The sequence below is a fragment of the Halobacillus sp. SY10 genome, assembly GCF_045401165.1.
Lineage (GTDB): Bacteria > Bacillota > Bacilli > Bacillales > Halobacillaceae > Halobacillus > Halobacillus aidingensis.
Map to the genome: position 1 here is coordinate 1,217,321 of NZ_CP174345.1, position 16,017 is coordinate 1,233,337.

At 43.0% G+C, this 16,017-nt stretch carries 17 protein-coding genes; 12 read left to right on the plus strand and 5 right to left on the minus strand.

Translation table 11 applies throughout. From position 1 onward, the window contains the following. Positions 1–160: 160 nt before the first annotated feature. Together ACJA3J_RS06235 and ACJA3J_RS06240 are read right to left on the minus strand one after the other, a co-directional pair. On the minus strand, positions 161–694 hold the full coding sequence (locus ACJA3J_RS06235; protein WP_089654207.1) for a tryptophan transporter: 534 nt from the start codon (positions 692–694) through the stop codon (positions 161–163). Positions 695–815: 121 nt separating this feature from the next. Then, positions 816–1,274: an HIT family protein gene (locus ACJA3J_RS06240; protein WP_115895197.1), complete on the minus strand. Its 459-nt coding sequence runs from the start codon at positions 1,272–1,274 to the stop codon at positions 816–818. A gap of 109 nt (positions 1,275–1,383) precedes the next feature. Here ACJA3J_RS06240 and ACJA3J_RS06245 point away from each other — a divergent pair, with 109 nt between their 5' ends. The 3 genes from ACJA3J_RS06245 (at position 1,384) to ACJA3J_RS06255 (ending at position 4,194) form a co-directional block, all read left to right on the plus strand. After that, positions 1,384–2,127, plus strand: a complete 744-nt coding sequence (locus tag ACJA3J_RS06245) for an ABC transporter ATP-binding protein (protein ID WP_089654209.1) — start codon at positions 1,384–1,386, stop codon at positions 2,125–2,127. After that, positions 2,120–3,334 carry an ABC transporter permease gene (locus tag ACJA3J_RS06250; RefSeq protein ID WP_089654210.1) on the plus strand — a complete coding sequence of 405 codons (1,215 nt, stop codon included), beginning with the start codon at positions 2,120–2,122 and terminating at the stop codon, positions 3,332–3,334. Before ACJA3J_RS06245 ends, ACJA3J_RS06250 begins: the two co-directional genes overlap by 8 nt. A gap of 158 nt (positions 3,335–3,492) precedes the next feature. Beyond that, on the plus strand, positions 3,493–4,194 hold the full coding sequence (locus tag ACJA3J_RS06255) for an EcsC family protein (protein ID WP_089654211.1): 702 nt from the start codon (positions 3,493–3,495) through the stop codon (positions 4,192–4,194). On the opposite strand, the gene ACJA3J_RS06260 is transcribed toward ACJA3J_RS06255, so the two are convergent. Further along, positions 4,191–5,360 carry a M20 family metallopeptidase gene (locus tag ACJA3J_RS06260; RefSeq protein ID WP_089654212.1) on the minus strand — a complete coding sequence of 390 codons (1,170 nt, stop codon included), beginning with the start codon at positions 5,358–5,360 and terminating at the stop codon, positions 4,191–4,193. The genes ACJA3J_RS06255 and ACJA3J_RS06260 overlap by 4 nt on opposite strands. Before the next feature lie 137 nt (positions 5,361–5,497). Continuing rightward, positions 5,498–5,935, minus strand: a complete 438-nt coding sequence (locus tag ACJA3J_RS06265; RefSeq protein ID WP_089654213.1) for a ferritin-like domain-containing protein — start codon at positions 5,933–5,935, stop codon at positions 5,498–5,500. 229 nt (positions 5,936–6,164) lie between these two features. Here ACJA3J_RS06265 and liaF point away from each other — a divergent pair, with 229 nt between their 5' ends. The 5 genes from liaF to ACJA3J_RS06290 all read left to right on the plus strand — a co-directional run bounded on the left by liaF (position 6,165) and on the right by ACJA3J_RS06290 (position 9,698). Next, positions 6,165–6,920, plus strand: a complete 756-nt coding sequence (liaF, locus tag ACJA3J_RS06270) for a cell wall-active antibiotics response protein LiaF (RefSeq protein WP_089654214.1) — start codon at positions 6,165–6,167, stop codon at positions 6,918–6,920. Between the two features lie 13 nt (positions 6,921–6,933). Further along, positions 6,934–7,998: a sensor histidine kinase gene (locus ACJA3J_RS06275; protein ID WP_115893833.1), complete on the plus strand. Its 1,065-nt coding sequence runs from the start codon at positions 6,934–6,936 to the stop codon at positions 7,996–7,998. Then, on the plus strand, positions 7,995–8,621 hold the full coding sequence (locus ACJA3J_RS06280) for a response regulator (protein WP_406945803.1): 627 nt from the start codon (positions 7,995–7,997) through the stop codon (positions 8,619–8,621). Before ACJA3J_RS06275 ends, ACJA3J_RS06280 begins: the two co-directional genes overlap by 4 nt. 157 nt (positions 8,622–8,778) lie before the next feature. Continuing rightward, positions 8,779–9,204 carry a disulfide oxidoreductase gene (locus ACJA3J_RS06285; protein ID WP_406945804.1) on the plus strand — a complete coding sequence of 142 codons (426 nt, stop codon included), beginning with the start codon at positions 8,779–8,781 and terminating at the stop codon, positions 9,202–9,204. Beyond that, positions 9,201–9,698, plus strand: coding sequence for a thioredoxin family protein (locus ACJA3J_RS06290; protein WP_406945805.1), 498 nt, complete (start codon positions 9,201–9,203; stop codon positions 9,696–9,698). The genes ACJA3J_RS06285 and ACJA3J_RS06290 overlap by 4 nt, the downstream gene beginning before the upstream one ends. Positions 9,699–9,733: 35 nt before the next feature. On the opposite strand, the gene ACJA3J_RS06295 is transcribed toward ACJA3J_RS06290, so the two are convergent. Then, a complete protein-coding gene (locus tag ACJA3J_RS06295) occupies positions 9,734–10,240 on the minus strand; it encodes an antibiotic biosynthesis monooxygenase (protein ID WP_089654219.1) in 507 nt (168 codons plus the stop codon). Between the two features lie 96 nt (positions 10,241–10,336). Between ACJA3J_RS06295 and ACJA3J_RS06300 the strand changes: the two genes are divergently transcribed. The 4 genes from ACJA3J_RS06300 to hemY all read left to right on the plus strand — a co-directional run bounded on the left by ACJA3J_RS06300 (position 10,337) and on the right by hemY (position 16,010). Continuing rightward, the gene (locus ACJA3J_RS06300; RefSeq protein ID WP_406945806.1) at positions 10,337–12,487 is read left to right on the plus strand and encodes a transglycosylase domain-containing protein; all 2,151 of its coding nucleotides are present in this window, start codon (positions 10,337–10,339) and stop codon (positions 12,485–12,487) included. 107 nt (positions 12,488–12,594) lie between these two features. Continuing rightward, positions 12,595–13,632, plus strand: a complete 1,038-nt coding sequence (gene hemE / locus ACJA3J_RS06305) for a uroporphyrinogen decarboxylase (RefSeq protein WP_406945807.1) — start codon at positions 12,595–12,597, stop codon at positions 13,630–13,632. A 34-nt stretch (positions 13,633–13,666) separates the two neighbouring features. Beyond that, a complete protein-coding gene (hemH, locus tag ACJA3J_RS06310) occupies positions 13,667–14,596 on the plus strand; it encodes a ferrochelatase (RefSeq protein WP_406945808.1) in 930 nt (309 codons plus the stop codon). A 7-nt stretch (positions 14,597–14,603) separates the two neighbouring features. Continuing rightward, complete coding sequence (gene hemY, locus ACJA3J_RS06315) at positions 14,604–16,010, plus strand: protoporphyrinogen oxidase (RefSeq protein ID WP_406945809.1); 1,407 nt, start codon at positions 14,604–14,606, stop codon at positions 16,008–16,010. Positions 16,011–16,017 lie beyond the last annotated feature (7 nt).

Here is a 16,017-nt window from a genome sequence, read left to right on the forward strand (position 1 = left end):
TCTCCTTTCAATCACTCTCTATTTTATATTTTCTCTTAATATGTATGAATGAAACCTTAAAAACATAAAAAAATATTCTTTAGACGAGAAGGAAAAACAAAGGCACTACATTCGATGTAGTGCCTTTGGTGTAAGTCAAGGTTCATTCTGTATACTCTCTTTAAGAGGCTGGTTGAGCTGCTTTAGCAAGATCAGTTCGTCTTAAGATCTTTTGGGCAGTCGGATACATGATGGCTACAAACAACACGTTAAATGCTGCTGCGGGTAGAACAACTGTAGCAAACATTAGCCCGAAGCTCGCTTCCATAAGGCCGATGATATAAAGGACAACACCTAAAAAGATGGAGCCACTGATCATCGTACCGATGGCTGCTAAAGCAGGCTGTACGAATTTTTGATGTGATATTTTTTTAGTCAATAGGACAAGTCCGAAGAAAGCAAATGCTGTGAACGGTTTATCAATGATATTGGCCAGTTGGCCGCCTGGAACGGTGGTTGTCATCGCTGAGATGAAGCCTGTCGCTAAAGATATTAATAGGACATAAGATGGTTTCGGGAACAATAAGATTCCCAGGAACATCATAGCGAGCATCATGTCCGGTCGCATTCCGAAAAAGAAGGGGGGTGCGACGGCATGCAGAACAGCACCAATTCCTACTAATAAAGATAACATGACTAAAACACGAATATTCATTTAAACATCTCTCCTCAACTATTCTAATCTCATCTAAATTTGCACTCCAAACGTGCCCTCATGACCGTTTGCGAATGCATGGTAGTATTATAGCAGTTTTCTCATGAGAAAATCAATCCATTTAACCAGGGATGTGTTGGTTGATCTCACCAGCGATGGCTTGTAAATCTTCTGGTGAATAATCATCGGAGTGGACTTCCCACTTAGCGCTGAATCCATCCCCTTCACCATATCTCGGAATAAGGTGGATATGTAGGTGGAAGACAGATTGGCCTGCTGCTTCCTCATTGTTGTTTAGGACGTTTAAACCAACAGGAGCATAGGTTTGTTTAATTGCATTTGCAATCTTCGGAACTCTTGAGAAAAGCTTTTCTGCTGTTTCTGGATGCGTGTGATAAATATCTTGGCAATGCTGTTTTGGAATAACTAACGTGTGACCTTTTGTTACTTGACTGATATCAAGAAAAGCGTACACCTCATCGTCTTCATACACTTTCGCTGAAGGGATTTCTCCATCAATAATTTTGCAGAAAATGCATTCATCTGCCATATGCAAACACTCCTTTCCGTTTGATAGCATTGTACCATATCAAAGAGTGAAAACTCGATGAAGACGGTGAGTGAAAAGTGTATCGAATGGGAAAGTATGATAAAATTTGTGCAGGAAAAATAATGAAGTGAGGGATAAGATGGAACCTTTATTACATATCAAAGACCTCCACGGAGGGTACACCCATAAAAATGTACTGCATGGCATATCTTTCGATGTCCACCCGAATGAAATCGTCGGCCTCATCGGTTTGAATGGTGCGGGGAAAAGTACCACCATCAAACACATCATCGGAATGATGCAGGCAAAAAAAGGAAAAGTCTCCATCAATGGAACATCATTTGAAGAGAACCCGGAAGAGTATCGACAACAGCTCGGTTATATTCCGGAGATGCCTATTTTATATGATGAACTGACATTGTACGAACATCTCCACTTGACCGCTATGGCCTACAATGTGCCAGAAGACGTATTCAAACAGAGGTTGCAGCCGCTTCTCAAAGAATTTCGGATGGAGAAAAAGCTCAAATGGTTCCCTGTGCACTTCTCTAAAGGGATGCGCCAAAAGGTTATGATTATGTGTGCATTCTTAATTGAACCGGACCTCTATATCGTCGATGAACCTTTTGTTGGTCTGGATCCCCTCGGCATACAATCCTACCTGCAGTTGATGGAGGATATGAAAGATAAAGGAGCGGGAATATTAATGTCGACTCATATCCTTGCTACAGCGGAGAGATATTGTGATCGTTTTATCATCCTCCATGAAGGAGAAATCAGAGCTAAAGGGACGCTTGACGAGTTGCGCACGTCATTTGATCAGCCGGGCGCATCCCTTGATGATATTTATGTACAGCTGACAAAGGAAGAACAATATGATTAATGCAAAGGAATTTTGGACGAAGCGCTTCTCTGAACATACGAAAGAGACAAGCCGTTACTTAAAGTATATTTTTAATGGCCACATTGCCGTTGCCATGTTGTTCTTTATCTCGGCGCTCGCTTATTACTACCAACAATGGCTGCAAAATTTGCCGGAAGATTTTCCTACCGCTTGGATTATAGCGCTCGCTTTTGGATTCATCGCGGGGTATAGTCCTGTGCGTACACTTCTCAAAGAGCCGGACTTAGTTTTCTTGCTTCCTGCTGAATATCAGCTAGATGATTATTTCCGTCGCTGTTTATATTACAGCTACGTTGTCCAACTTTATGTCATTTTTCTAATATCAGCAGCCCTTGGTCCCTTGTATTTTGCCTCGTATCCAGAACTTGGTACCCAGTATTACTTAATGATGATCGGTGTTGTTCTAGTCATTAAGATTTGGAATATGATGTCCAACTGGTGGATGCTAAAAGAAAGAAACCCCAGAACACGGCTTGTGGACCAGGTCATCAAAGCGGTATTGAACATCACCATTTTTTATTTTCTCGCTCAAGGGGAATGGGTTTATGCCAGTATCGTGACCGTGCTGCTTGTAGGCGTCGTTCTTTACACGTATTCTCTCTCCAGGCAAAAAGCTGGACTCGCTTGGGATTTACTTGTAGAAAAAGACCAGCAGCGCATGAGGACCTTTTACAGAATCGCGAATATGTTTACAGATGTTCCTCATTTGAAAAATACAGTCAAAAAACGCCACACCCTTGTACGAGCGATTGTGGATCGAGTTCCTTACCGGCAAAACCAGACCTTTTCTTATTTGTATAAAATCACTTTTATACGAAGCAGCGATTATCTAGGTATGTACATCCGCCTTATAGTGATTGGTGCATTGGCCATTTGGTTTGTATCCAATCTATGGGTGAAAGTCGCGTTTGCCATTCTATTTCTCTACTTGAGTGCATTTCAAATGATGACATTGTGGAATCACCACCGCACCATTGCCTGGCTGGATTTATATCCGGTTAAGAAAGAATGGAAGGAAAAAGCAATCCTGCAATGGTTACAGCAAATCATGTTGTTTCAAACTTTCCTGTTCGGTCTATTGTTTGTATTCCAATGGAACCCTATAGGGCTTGTTCTCGTATGGATAGGTGGAAGTATCTTCAGTTATTTGTTTATACAAAACTATGTGAAAAAGAAATTAACGTAACAGGGAAGACTACTTAAGCAGTCTTCCCTGTTTCATATCCACTTCTAAATAATCACTCTGATCCAGATTGGCGATCCATTTGTCTCAAGAGTTATGAGAGAAGTTTAAAAATCATCACTATCTAATTGTTCTTATAAAATTATGTGGAGGTGTTAGAAATGAGTTTTGAAGAGCAGGCGAAAAAGGAAGCCCTACGTTGGAGTAAATCATTGGACAAGCGGTCGTCCATGATACAGAGGAGTTCAAAGCAGGTGCAGTCTAAGATTAATGAAAAGATTCCTGATCGTGTACACGGGGTGGTAACGGATAGCGTTCGTTCAATGATTGAGATTGCTTTAACCACATCAGAGTACATCCGCCCTGTAAAGGTCCATCCAGATTGGAGTTTTGAAGAGCGTGAAAGGCAAGTCCGTGAATTAGTTAAAAAATATAAGAAAACAGCATCCGTGGAAGGCGCTGGGACGGGTTTTGGAGGCTTTTGGCTCGGAGTAGCTGATTTCCCACTGTTATTAAGCATAAAGATGAAGTTTTTATTTGATGCGGCTCAGATTTATGGATGGAATGTTCATTCTTATGAAGAGAGGGTCTACTTGCTTCATGTATTCATGCTCGCTTTTTCCAGTGACAAGGTTCGTGGGGAAGTGAAGCGTAAGGTTATTGAATGGAATGACTTAGAAATGAAGGAAAAGAACGTGGATTGGAAGACGTTACAAATGGAGTATAGGGATACCTTGGATCTTGTGAAGCTTCTTCAATTGGTTCCAGGTTTCGGGGCCGTTGTGGGGTATGTTGCCAATGGGAGGTTGTTAGAACAATTAGGGGAGACGACCATTCAGTCCAGTCGCCTCCGTTTACTTTAACGTTCTTGATAACTAATAAAGGATTGGAATAATGTTTTAGCTGCGTGCGGCAGTGCTTTTTCGTCGAAATCGAATTTCGGGTGGTGATGAGGATAGTAATGATCTGGAATTTGAGCACCTGTAAAATAAAAAGTGCCTGGCTTATCCAAAAGGTAATAAGCAAAATCCTCTCCAGCCATGACCGGTTCGATTTCCTCTGTACGTAAAGAAGCATCAGCCTTATGAGCATGTTGTAAAACTAAGTCCGCTTCTTCGGGATGATTGACAACAGGCGGGTATCCTTTTTCATAAGTGAACTCGTATGCTGCGTCGTTTGTTTCACATGTTCCTTTTATGACTTTTTCCATCTCTTCAATGATCAAGTTTTGCACTTCAGGATCAAATGTCCTTACTGTACCGGTTAAGGTTGCTGAATCCGCAATGACATTAAATGTGGTTCCTGATTCAAACGTTCCCACTGTAAGCACAGCTGTTTTCAGTGGATCTACGCGACGGCTGACAATTTGCTGCAAGGAAGAAACCATTTGAGAGGCGATGACGATGGCGTCTTTTGTTTGATGTGGCTGGGCCCCGTGTCCACCTTTGCCTTGAACCTTGATTTCGAATCGATCCGCTCCGGCCATAAAAGGTCCTTTAGATGTTTGGATGACACCTGTTGGCGCATTCACCCACAAATGGGTGCCGAACACAGCATCTACATCGTTAAGGGCTCCTGACTCGACAATCGGTTTTGCTCCTCCGGGCGCATACTCTTCAGCGTGCTGATGTAGAAAAACGATCGTTCCTGGAAGTTCTTCTTTATGAGGTAGAAGTGCTTCGGCCAACCCTAGAAGAGCTGCGGTATGGCCGTCATGACCACACGCATGCATAGCCCCTTCATTCTTGGATTTATAAGGGACGTCATTTTCCTCCTGAATAGGAAGGGCATCAAAATCTGCTCTCAGCGCGACTGTCTTCCCCGGTTTTCCACCTTCGAGCCTAGCAAGAACTCCATTTCCTCCGATATGACTTTCATACGGAATTCCCAGTTTCTCATATGTATCCGCAATGAACTGAGCCGTCTTCTCTTCCTTGAAAGAAACTTCTGGATATTGGTGCAAATGACGGCGAGTTTTAACCATATTCTCGTATTGTTCATCGATGGCATGAAAGACGTTTTCCCACATATGTTCTCCTCCTTGTTGCCTTGGTGAAGTGTAGCAACTATTTTTATAAATTGTAATATACATTCAGAATATTCTCAAATGCGTTCATGATCGATTGACAATAAAAAATCCCCTGTCTTAGACAGGGGATAAAATCGTTAATCTTGCAGGCGGGAATCTTGAAGTAAACGACCGATTTCTTCCATATGACCGGTTTCGTCTGCAATCATATCATCCAGCTTCACAGATAATTCGGTGAGTCCGAGTTCTTCCGCTTGTGTTTTACGTTCCTCGTAGCGCTTGATCGTCTGACGCTCAGCTTCACGTGCTTCTTCTAACATCGGTCTCACTTCAGTCATTTGCTTGACTTCCGCAGGTGTTGTCGTCGGAGTTCCGCCTAGAGTGCTGATTTTTTCAGCTAGATAAAGAGCGTGCCCTTGTTCATCGGTTACTTCGCTCTCGAAAAATGGCTTGAGGACAGAACGGTAGAGCCCTGTAACGACAGCGGCATTATAGGTGTACATAATAGAAGCTGCGTACTCATGAGCTAAGTCTTCGTTGAGTCCATCGATTAAATTTTGCATTTTTTGATCCATGCAACAACATCCTTTCTTTTATGCTCTACTATAGATATTCCCATCGCTCTCCCGTTTAAACATAACCTCCGCCTAGAGACGGAGACAACTCCGTTCTCAGGGTCGTTTTACAAGTCTCCATTTCTAGATAAGATTAGGCTATACATTCAGTAAGAAGCTTTAAAAAGAAAAGGAAATATAGGACTTCTGTCGAATGTAATTTACGGAAGGTTAAAAAAGGGTGAGCATTATGCATAATAAAATTTCACAAGTCGTCATCGCACTTTTATTAGTTGTATTTGGATTTGTTCTTCTTTTGTCGAATTTGAACATTATTTCCCTGGAAATGAGTTGGACGTGGGGCAATATTTATCCAATTATTTTATTTGTCATCGGTTTAAAGGTTTGGTTGAATGCTTTATTGAAAAAGGGTGGAAGTTGGATCATCGGTTCATTCCTCACAATCTTCAGTACACTTTTATTGTTAGATCGACTCGGTGTTTTTGAGTTCTCCTTTGGCGATGTATGGCAACTTTGGCCGCTTCTTTTCATATACTTTGGATTTAGTATCTTTTTAGGTAGAAAAGGCTCTAAAGTGAAAATTGAGTATGATTCCAAAGGTTCTTCTTCAAACAAGTTGAAGTCCAAGCATATGATGATTGGAGACCATTCTTTTAATGAGGAGAACTGGAAGGTGGAACCGATGGATTTATGGAATGGAGTTGGTGATTACCGGTTCGATTTCACACGTGCTTTCATTCCGGATGGGGATACTCCAATCGTTGTGCGCGGCTGGGTTGGGGATGTGAAAATGTTAATTCCGAAGCATGTTCCTTTTCGTGTAGATGCAAAAGTGAAGACAGGCGATATCCGTGTCGGGGGACAGAAAGCTGATGGAATGCACAGAAGTGTGGAATATGAAACCGATGATTATTCAATGGCCACTCGCAGACTGACCATTGGTGTCGATCTTAAAGTGGGTTCAATTCGAATCGAACAGGTGTGAAAGGTGGGGGAGCATGTTAAAGCAATTGAATAGCATACGTTACATGTATATCCGATCACATCTTTATGGACTCATTTTAAATACGTTTATCCTGCTAAGTATCCTATTGTCTATTTACGTATGGTTTCAACCGGATTGGTTGAGTGCAGGGGCCATTTTAATGTTCATCCTGCTTTATGTTGTCCTTGGGTTTATCATGTCTCTATATGCGGGCTTTCGGTCGAGTGGGGATGTCAAACATCGGCTGGATTACATATCGATGATGATCACCCAGCTTTCGAGGGGGAACTTCAGCAAACGGATTTACTTTAATGAAAATGATGAAATCGCTGCTGTAGGGGATGAATTGAATGTACTTGGCGAGAAGCTGGAGCAACAGAAGGATTCACTTGTAAAGCTCGCCGATGAAAAAAGCGAGCTGGCACGTACGGCTCACAAAGCGGCAACGATTGAAGAGCGGCAACGACTTGCCCGAGATTTGCATGATGCCGTGAGCCAGCAGTTATTTGCTTTAACAATGATGGCGCAGGCGACAGAAAAGATCTTTGACCGTCGTCCGGAAAAAGCAAAAGAACAGCTTCAGGAAATTACTCAAATGGCCCTTCAGGCTCAAACAGAAATGAGGGCGCTCCTTTTACACTTAAGGCCGGTTCATTTGTCAGGAGAACCACTGACGGAGGGGATTAAAACACTCATAGAAGAATTGCGTCAAAAGTGTCAGATTGATTTTGATGTAGATATGGAAGATTTAGGTGAGCTGCCCACGTCAGTAGAAGAGCAATTGTTCCGGGTCGTCCAAGAAGCACTTTCGAATATATTGAGACATGCCAATGCCTCAGAGGTGAAGGTGGAAGCCACTTATGACCAAAAGGAGATTTTCCTACATATTGCCGATAACGGTGTCGGTTTTGATACAGAAGATAAAAAAGCCAATAAGGCCTCTTATGGATTGAAAACGATGCGCGAACGGTGTGAGGAAATTGGTGGCACTTACTCTTTACGTTCAAGAAAAGGAGAAGGGACACATATTGATGTCCGTGTTCCTGTAAAAGTAAATGAAAAGGGGGAAGAGGAATGATTCGTGTCGTAGTCATTGATGATCACGATGTCGTCCGTAAAGGTGTCATTGCCTATTTAAGTACAGAGGAAGATTTGGACATTGTGGGAGAAGCGAGCAGTGGGTATGAAGGAGCAACACTGGTTAAAGAGAAAAAACCGGATGTTGTTCTCATGGATTTGATTATGGAAAATGGGACTGGAATTGAAGCGACAGAAGAAATTATGAAAACTGAATCCTGTAAAATCATCATTTTGACAAGTTATTACGATGATGAAAAAGTTTTTCCGGCACTTGAAGCAGGTGCGTTTAGTTATATGCTGAAAACATCTTCAGCCGATGAAATTGCAGAAGCCATACGAAAAGCGGCTCAAGGTCAAAATGTGATTGAACCGAAAGTGGCTACAAAAATGATGACCCGTTTCCGTCAAGATCGAAAACCACATGAAGAGCTTACGAAACGTGAACTGGAAGTGTTGAAATGTGTGGGGGAAGGTATGACGAATCAGGAAATCAGTGATGCGCTATATATAGGAGTCAAAACAGTGAAAACTCATGTTAGCAATATTTTAAGTAAGTTAGAGGTTCAGGACCGTACCCAGGCGGCTGTTTATGCCCACAGGAATGGATTACTTAAAAATTAGAAATGAAAGAAGAGGACCGCTTACAGGCGGTTTTTTTCATTTCGAGAGCAGCATCTTTTAAGGAAATGACAAAGGTGTGAAGGACTATGAAACTACTTTGTTTTCGAGAGAATACCTAGTATAATGGCATGAGAGAGAGGTAGAAAGGATACAAAATATGAAGAAAAGTATGGAAACAGCGCTGTTCCTGCTATGGGCAATATCACTCGTTGCTACTGTCGGGAGCTTGTTCTTTTCAGAGGTTCTCGGGTACGCTCCTTGTGAACTGTGCTGGTATCAAAGAATACTGATGTACCCGCTGGTGCTCATTTATGGTACAGCTTTATGGAAAAAGAAATGGGATGTAGCTTTCCCTGCAATCATCATGAGCGGAATTGGTATGTTCGTTTCTATTTACCATTACATGCTGCAGAAGATCCCGTCGCTTTCAGCGGCAGACACATGCGGCCTTGTTCCTTGTAATGGTCAATACATCAATGTTTTCGGGTTCGTGACGATTCCGTTTTTAGCAGGCACTGCTTTCATCATTATTTTTATTGTTCATTTATTTGTCGTTGTAAAGAAAGGAAGGAATAACGTATGAAAAAAGGTATGATTATCTTTGCAAGCGCCCTTGTGGTCCTTGTTGTAGTTCTTGTATTTGTCGTGAACTATCAAAACTCCGAAAAAACAGCAGATAATCCGTATGGGAAAGAAGACTTGCATCAGGCAACCATTGATCAATTGGATGATCCTAATTATCAAAACCAGATTCAACCAGATGCTCTTGAAGAAGAGATTCAATCAGGAGAGCCTACAACCGTTTATTTTTACGATCCGACATGTGTCCACTGTCAACGTACGACCCCAAGAATGATGCCGATCGTGAAGGAATACGATCTGGATGTCAAAAAAATGAACGTAAAAGAATTTGAAAGTCAGTGGAACAAATACGGGATTGAAGGAACGCCTACTCTCATTCATTTCGAAAACGGGGAAGAACAGGCGCGAATTTCAGGGGAACAATCCGTTCGGGATTTAGACGATTTCTTCCAACAGGAAGTCATGGACAGTGAACCCGAAAAACAAGAGGGATAAAAAAAGTGAGCGGTTTTCCGCTCACTTTTCCTATGCTACTCTTCGAGTTCAATCATTTGATATTTTGTAATGTACGCATCGCCATCGATAAATGAAGGCTTCTTCTGGTGCTGAGGCCCCGATTTTTTGTGCGCCTCATCAAACGACTTGGAGTTCTTCCAGTCTTCGAAGTCTTGTTCACTGCGCCATTGAGTAAGGACAACGTACGTATTGCCTTTTAAAGGGCGAAGGATACGAATGGCTTGAAAACCTTCACGATTTTCTACATTCCCCGCTCTTTTTTTGAAACGGTCTTCAAAAACAGGACGGCCTTCGTCACTCACTGGGATGTTATTCATGACAACATAACCTTTCGATTGCATCGTACCCACATGATCGACGGTTTCATAGTTGCGTCCTTCTTCAAATATGGACGTATCTTCCCCTTCATAATAGGCGACCGTTTTGTCTTGATCCTGCATGAAAAACAGTGATGCTTCAGGGTGTTGTTGACTCAGTTTGGATAAGTAATTCAATGTACCATTGGTCATCGATACTTTCATAGCCGAATGTCTCCTTTCCTGCGTTATCTTCAGTTTAGCAAGCAGGGTTCCATGGTGGCAAGTTTGAAGGATAGAAACAGAAAGGATGCACGCCATTTGAACATCAAAGATTTAAAAGAACGCTTATCTTCTTGGTCCGGGCGATGGAAGTGGCCGGCCCTCATCTTCCTGACCCTCGTGTTGCTCACAGGAATTGGTTACCTCATCATATTATTCGGAGGACGGTTTGTCGTAAATGAAGAGGATCTGATTCTTGATGAAATGACGACCGTGGAGACAGCCGGAGGTGAAGTGATCGAACGAATTTATACGAAAAACAGAAAGAACGTATCCATTCAAGAGGTTCCCGAGCACGTCAAGGATGCGTTCATAAGTATAGAGGACAGCCGCTTCAGAGAACATTCCGGTGTGGATTTTAAAGGGATTATGCGAGCGGTCTATAAAGATATCATCGCCATGAAAAAGGTGGAAGGCGCTAGTACCATTACTCAGCAGCTGGCCAAAAACATTTTCCTTTCAAATGAAAAGACGTGGATGAGAAAAACGAAAGAAGTCATGGCTGCTCTTTACTTGGAGCGCAACTTTTCAAAGGAAAAAATATTAGAATTGTATTTGAATCGTATTTATTTCGGGGAAGGGACGTATGGCATTGAAGCTGCTTCCCAGCATTATTTCCAAAAGTCTGCATCTGAATTGACAGTTGCTCAGGGAGCTCTGCTTGCAGGCTTACCTAAGGCTCCGAATACGTATTCTCCGTTCGATAACCCGGATGACGCCAAGCAGAGAAGGAATGTTGTGTTATCACGGATGTACGACACAGGAAAAATTGATGCAGCAGTAATGAAGCAAATGCAAGGGTCGACGCTTGCTGTTGAGCGGGCTGAGGATACAGATCAAACGTGGTCCAACAGCTATGTGGATCTTGTCATCCATGAAGCAGCGGAAAAGTATCATATTTCTCGTGACGAATTGAAAAGAGGCGGCTATCGTATTGTGGTGGAAATGGACCCTGTCATCCAAAAAATTGCTGCAGATGAAATGAAAAACGGTGAGTTTGTCCCAGGTTCGTCAGAGTCGATTGAAGGAGCTTTCACTTTAATGGATCACTCGACAGGAGCGCTCGTTGCTGTTGTTGGTGGACGTGATTTTAAACATGGGGATTTCAACCGTGTCCGGGCGAAACAGGCTCCTGCTTCCATCATCAAACCATTTGCCGTCTATGGTCCGGCCATGATGACAGGAGATTATGATCCATTTAGTCTTTTATCTGATGAAAAGCAGACGTTTGGCGCAAATGATTATTCTCCAAATAACTATGACGACCAATATGAAGGCGAAGTCTCGTTGTACCAGGCTTTGATCGAGTCCAAGAATGTGTCAGCCGTATGGCTCCTTGATCAAATTGGTATCTCTTATGCCAAAGGATATTTAGAGAAAGCCGGGTTAACGACAAAAGACAATGGTTTATCCATTGCTCTTGGTGGACTGTCTGATGGATATACCCCTCTTCAAATAACTGAAGCTTATGGTTCACTGGCGCAGAATGGAAAAATAAAAGAAAGCTATACCATTACGAAAATTCATGATCGTAACGACAAGGTCATCCATGAACATGCTTCTGGTGAAACAGAATTATTCAATGCACAGACGGCTTGGTATTTAACAGAAATCCTCCAGACGGCTGTACAGGAAGGAACAGCAAAGGCTGGTGAGTACCCTAAAGCATTAGCAGGGAAAACAGGGACTCACCAGGACCAGCATGTGTGGTTTGCGGGATACACACCTGAATATGCTGGGGCGCTCTGGATGGGCTACGATCAATCAGGAAAGATTGATGGAAGCAGTGCTTATCCGACTCGCCTCATGAAGGAAATACTAACAAGGATCGATCAGGAAAAAAATCTGGCTGTAACATTTGAACAACCGGAAGGGGTAGAAAGCTTACCTGAACCTGTGGATCTTCCCGTATTAACTGACGTAACAGGAAGTCTGAATTTATCCGGCCTCGCTACATTAAGGGGGACGATACGGTGGTCTGCTTCTGACGATGAAAGGGTTGTCTACCGTATTTTCAAGAAAGAAAACGGAGAAGATGTTAAAGTCGGTGAAGTGACGGGGAAAAACGAGTTTAAGGTTAGTGCTTTTGGTATCTTTGACAAGACGAGCTATTACGTCGTACCCGTAGATCCACTGACAGGGAAGAAAGGTCAGCCTTCCAATACGGTAAGCCTGAGTTGGGACCTGTGAAAAAAAGCACAAAATCATGACAAATGTTCCATTTTTCTATACAGAAGAACAATAAATCGTTATAGTTGTAAGCGGATAAATGTTGAACGGGAAAAGGAGTTCTGAAGATGAACAAAATTGAAAATGACACGATTTTAAAAGCTTTCCGAGGGGAAGAGACAGACCATACACCTGTCTGGTTCATGCGTCAGGCCGGGCGGTCACAGCCGGAATATCGTAAACTGAAAGAAAAGTACTCATTATTCGAAATCACCCATGACCCTGAACTTTGTGCTTATGTGACACGTCTTCCAGTGGAGCAATACGGCGTCGATGCGGCGATTCTTTACAAGGACATTATGTCTCCACTTCCTGCTATTGGCGTGGACGTGGAAATTAAAAAAGGCATCGGGCCGGTCATTCACAATCCGATAAAAACGAAAGCGGATATTGAAAAGCTCGGAACCATCGACCCTGAAGATGATGTGCCTTATGTAATGGACACGATCCGTCTATTAACAAAAGAACAACTCACAGTCCCATTGATCGGTTTCAGTGGGGCACCATTCACCCTGGCGAGCTATATGATTGAAGGTGGGCCATCAAAAAATTACAATAAAACCAAGTCACTCATGTACAGTGAGCCGATGACATGGTTCGCACTCATGGACAAACTGGCAGACATGGTTATTGCTTACGTAAAAGCACAAGTCGCAGCCGGAGCCAGTGCGATTCAGATTTTCGACTCCTGGGTTGGTTCTTTGAATGTCGAAGATTATCGTACGTTTATTAAGCCGGTGATGCAGCGGATTTTCTCTGAATTGAAAGAGGAAGGCGTGCCACTGATCACTTTCGGTGTAGGAGCTAGACACCTGATTCATGAATGGGACGACCTTCCTGTTGATGTGCTTGGACTGGATTGGCGCATGTCAATTACAGAAGCAAGAAATGAAGGGATCACAAAGCCACTTCAAGGAAACCTGGATCCTTCGCTGCTCTTAGCGGACTGGGATACCATTGAAGAAAGAGCAAAGAAAATCATTGATGAGGGAAGACACCACCCTGCTCACATTTTTAACCTCGGCCACGGTGTAACCCCGGATATCAAACCGGAAACATTGAAGCGGCTGACTCAACTTATTCATGATTATTCCAAGAAATCTTAATCGTGGTTAAAAAAAGATGAAGAGGTGAAGGAACATGGCAAAAAAACAAATGGGATTATTAGTAATGGCCTATGGGACGCCTTACAAAGAAGAAGATCTAGAGAGGTATTACACACATATCCGACGCGGACGCAAACCTTCGGATGAGATGCTGCAGGATCTGCGTGATCGTTATGATGCCATCGGTGGAATTTCTCCGCTTGCCCGTATTACAGATGATCAGGCAGAAGCTTTGAAGGATGCATTGAACGAAAAGCAGGACGATATTGAATTTAAAGTATATCTTGGGCTGAAACATATTGAACCATTTGTAGAGGATGCAGTTGCCCAGATGGCTGAAGATGGGATTGAAGAAGCCGTCTCCATCGTGCTTGCTCCTCATTACTCCACGTATAGCGTGAAATCGTACAATGGTCGCGCCAAAGAGGAAGCAGAAAAGCACGGCATTTCTATTCGTTCCGTAGAAAGCTGGTATGATGCACCTGGCTTTATCGACTATTGGAAAGATGTCATTGAAGCGGAATACAACAAGATGACGGAAGAGGAAAAGGAGAAAGCTTGTCTGATTGTCTCTGCTCACAGTTTACCGATGAAGATTTTGGAAGGGGGAGACCCTTATCCAGATCAATTGAAGAGAACTGCAGAACTGATTTCAGAAGCTACTGGAATTACGCAATATGAAATTGGCTGGCAAAGTGAAGGCAACACGCCAGACCCATGGATCGGCCCAGACGTACAAGACTTAACAGAAGAACTTTACCATGAAAAAGGCTACCGCAGTTTTGTGTACGCACCTGTAGGATTTGTATCCGACCACTTGGAAGTCCTTTATGATAATGACTACGAATGTAAAGTCGTGTGCGACAAAGTCGGAGCTAACTACTACCGTCCAGAAATGCCTAATACTCATCCGAAGTTTATCCAGACACTTGCCGGTGTCATCATGGATAAAGTGAAAGAGTAGATCACTTATGGAAGAGAGAAAGCGTATCGTCGTGGTAGGTGGAGGAATCACAGGGTTAACCTCTGCCTACTACTTACAAAAAGAAGCACGGGAGAAAGACTATCCTTTAAATGTTGAATTGTTGGAATCCAGCGACCACCTAGGTGGGAAAATCGATACGGTACAAAAAGATGGCTTTACGATCGAACGTGGGCCAGACTCTTTTCTCGCTCGTAAAGAAAGTGCTGGGCGACTTGCGAGAGAAGTAGGACTAGGGGATGAACTTGTCCCAAACGGTACAGGTCAGTCCTACATTTTGGTGAATGGTAAACTTCATAAAATGCCAAGTGGTTCTTTTATGGGGATCCCGACAAGGGTCCGTCCATTCCTTTTCTCCGGGTTATTCAGTCCAGTAGGAAAAGCGAGAGCTGCTTTGGATTTGGTCAAGTCGAAAAAAACGATAGAGGGAGATCAGTCCCTTGGTTTGTTTTTCCGGAGAAGGCTTGGAAACCAAGTCGTTGAAAACTTGATTGAACCGCTCTTGTCTGGTATTTATGCTGGAGATATTGATCGTTTGAGCCTGCAATCCACTTTTCCGAACTTCTACGACCTGGAACAGAAGTACGGAAGTCTCATTAAAGGATTGCGTCAGACATATCCGATGAAGAAACCGAAAAAAGGTGAAAAAAAACCGAGCATGTTCCGTACATTAAGAAACGGCCTCGGTTCTCTTGTGGAAGCGATCGATGAAAGATTGGAACCTGGAACTGTCCAAAAAGGCGTGAAAGTGGATCATATCGAGAAGAAAGCCAATGGTTATCATCTTTTATTAAGTGATGGGACGGTAAAAGAAGCGGATGCGGTTATATTAGCGGCTCCCCATTATGCTGTACAACGCATGCTGTCACAGTATGACTTCTTAGAACCGTTTAAAGAAACAAATGCAACATCTGTAGCAAACGTCGCCATGGCCTTCGATGCCTCAGCCATTAAAAAGGATATCGACGGGACCGGTTTTGTCGTCTCAAGAAACATTGACTTCCGGATTACCGCTTGTACATGGACACATAAAAAGTGGCCCCATTCGACACCGGGAGGAAAAGTTCTCCTGAGGTGCTATGTCGGAAAACCTTCCGACCAGGAAGTGGTTCGTAAAACGGACGAAGAGATTGAAGAAATCGTATTGAATGATCTGAACAAAACGATGAATATCACGGCTAAACCTGAATTCTCTATTGTTACCCGATGGTATGACGCGATGCCTCAATATACAGTCGGTCACAAACAGAGGGTGAATGAGATTACGGAACAAATGGAGAAGGACCTTCCAGGTGTATATCTTGCAGGTAATTCTTACAGAGGAATCGGTCTGCCAGATTGCATCGACCAGGGAGAAGCTGCTGTTCAAAATGTCATAGACTTTCTCTATCATTAAAAAGGAA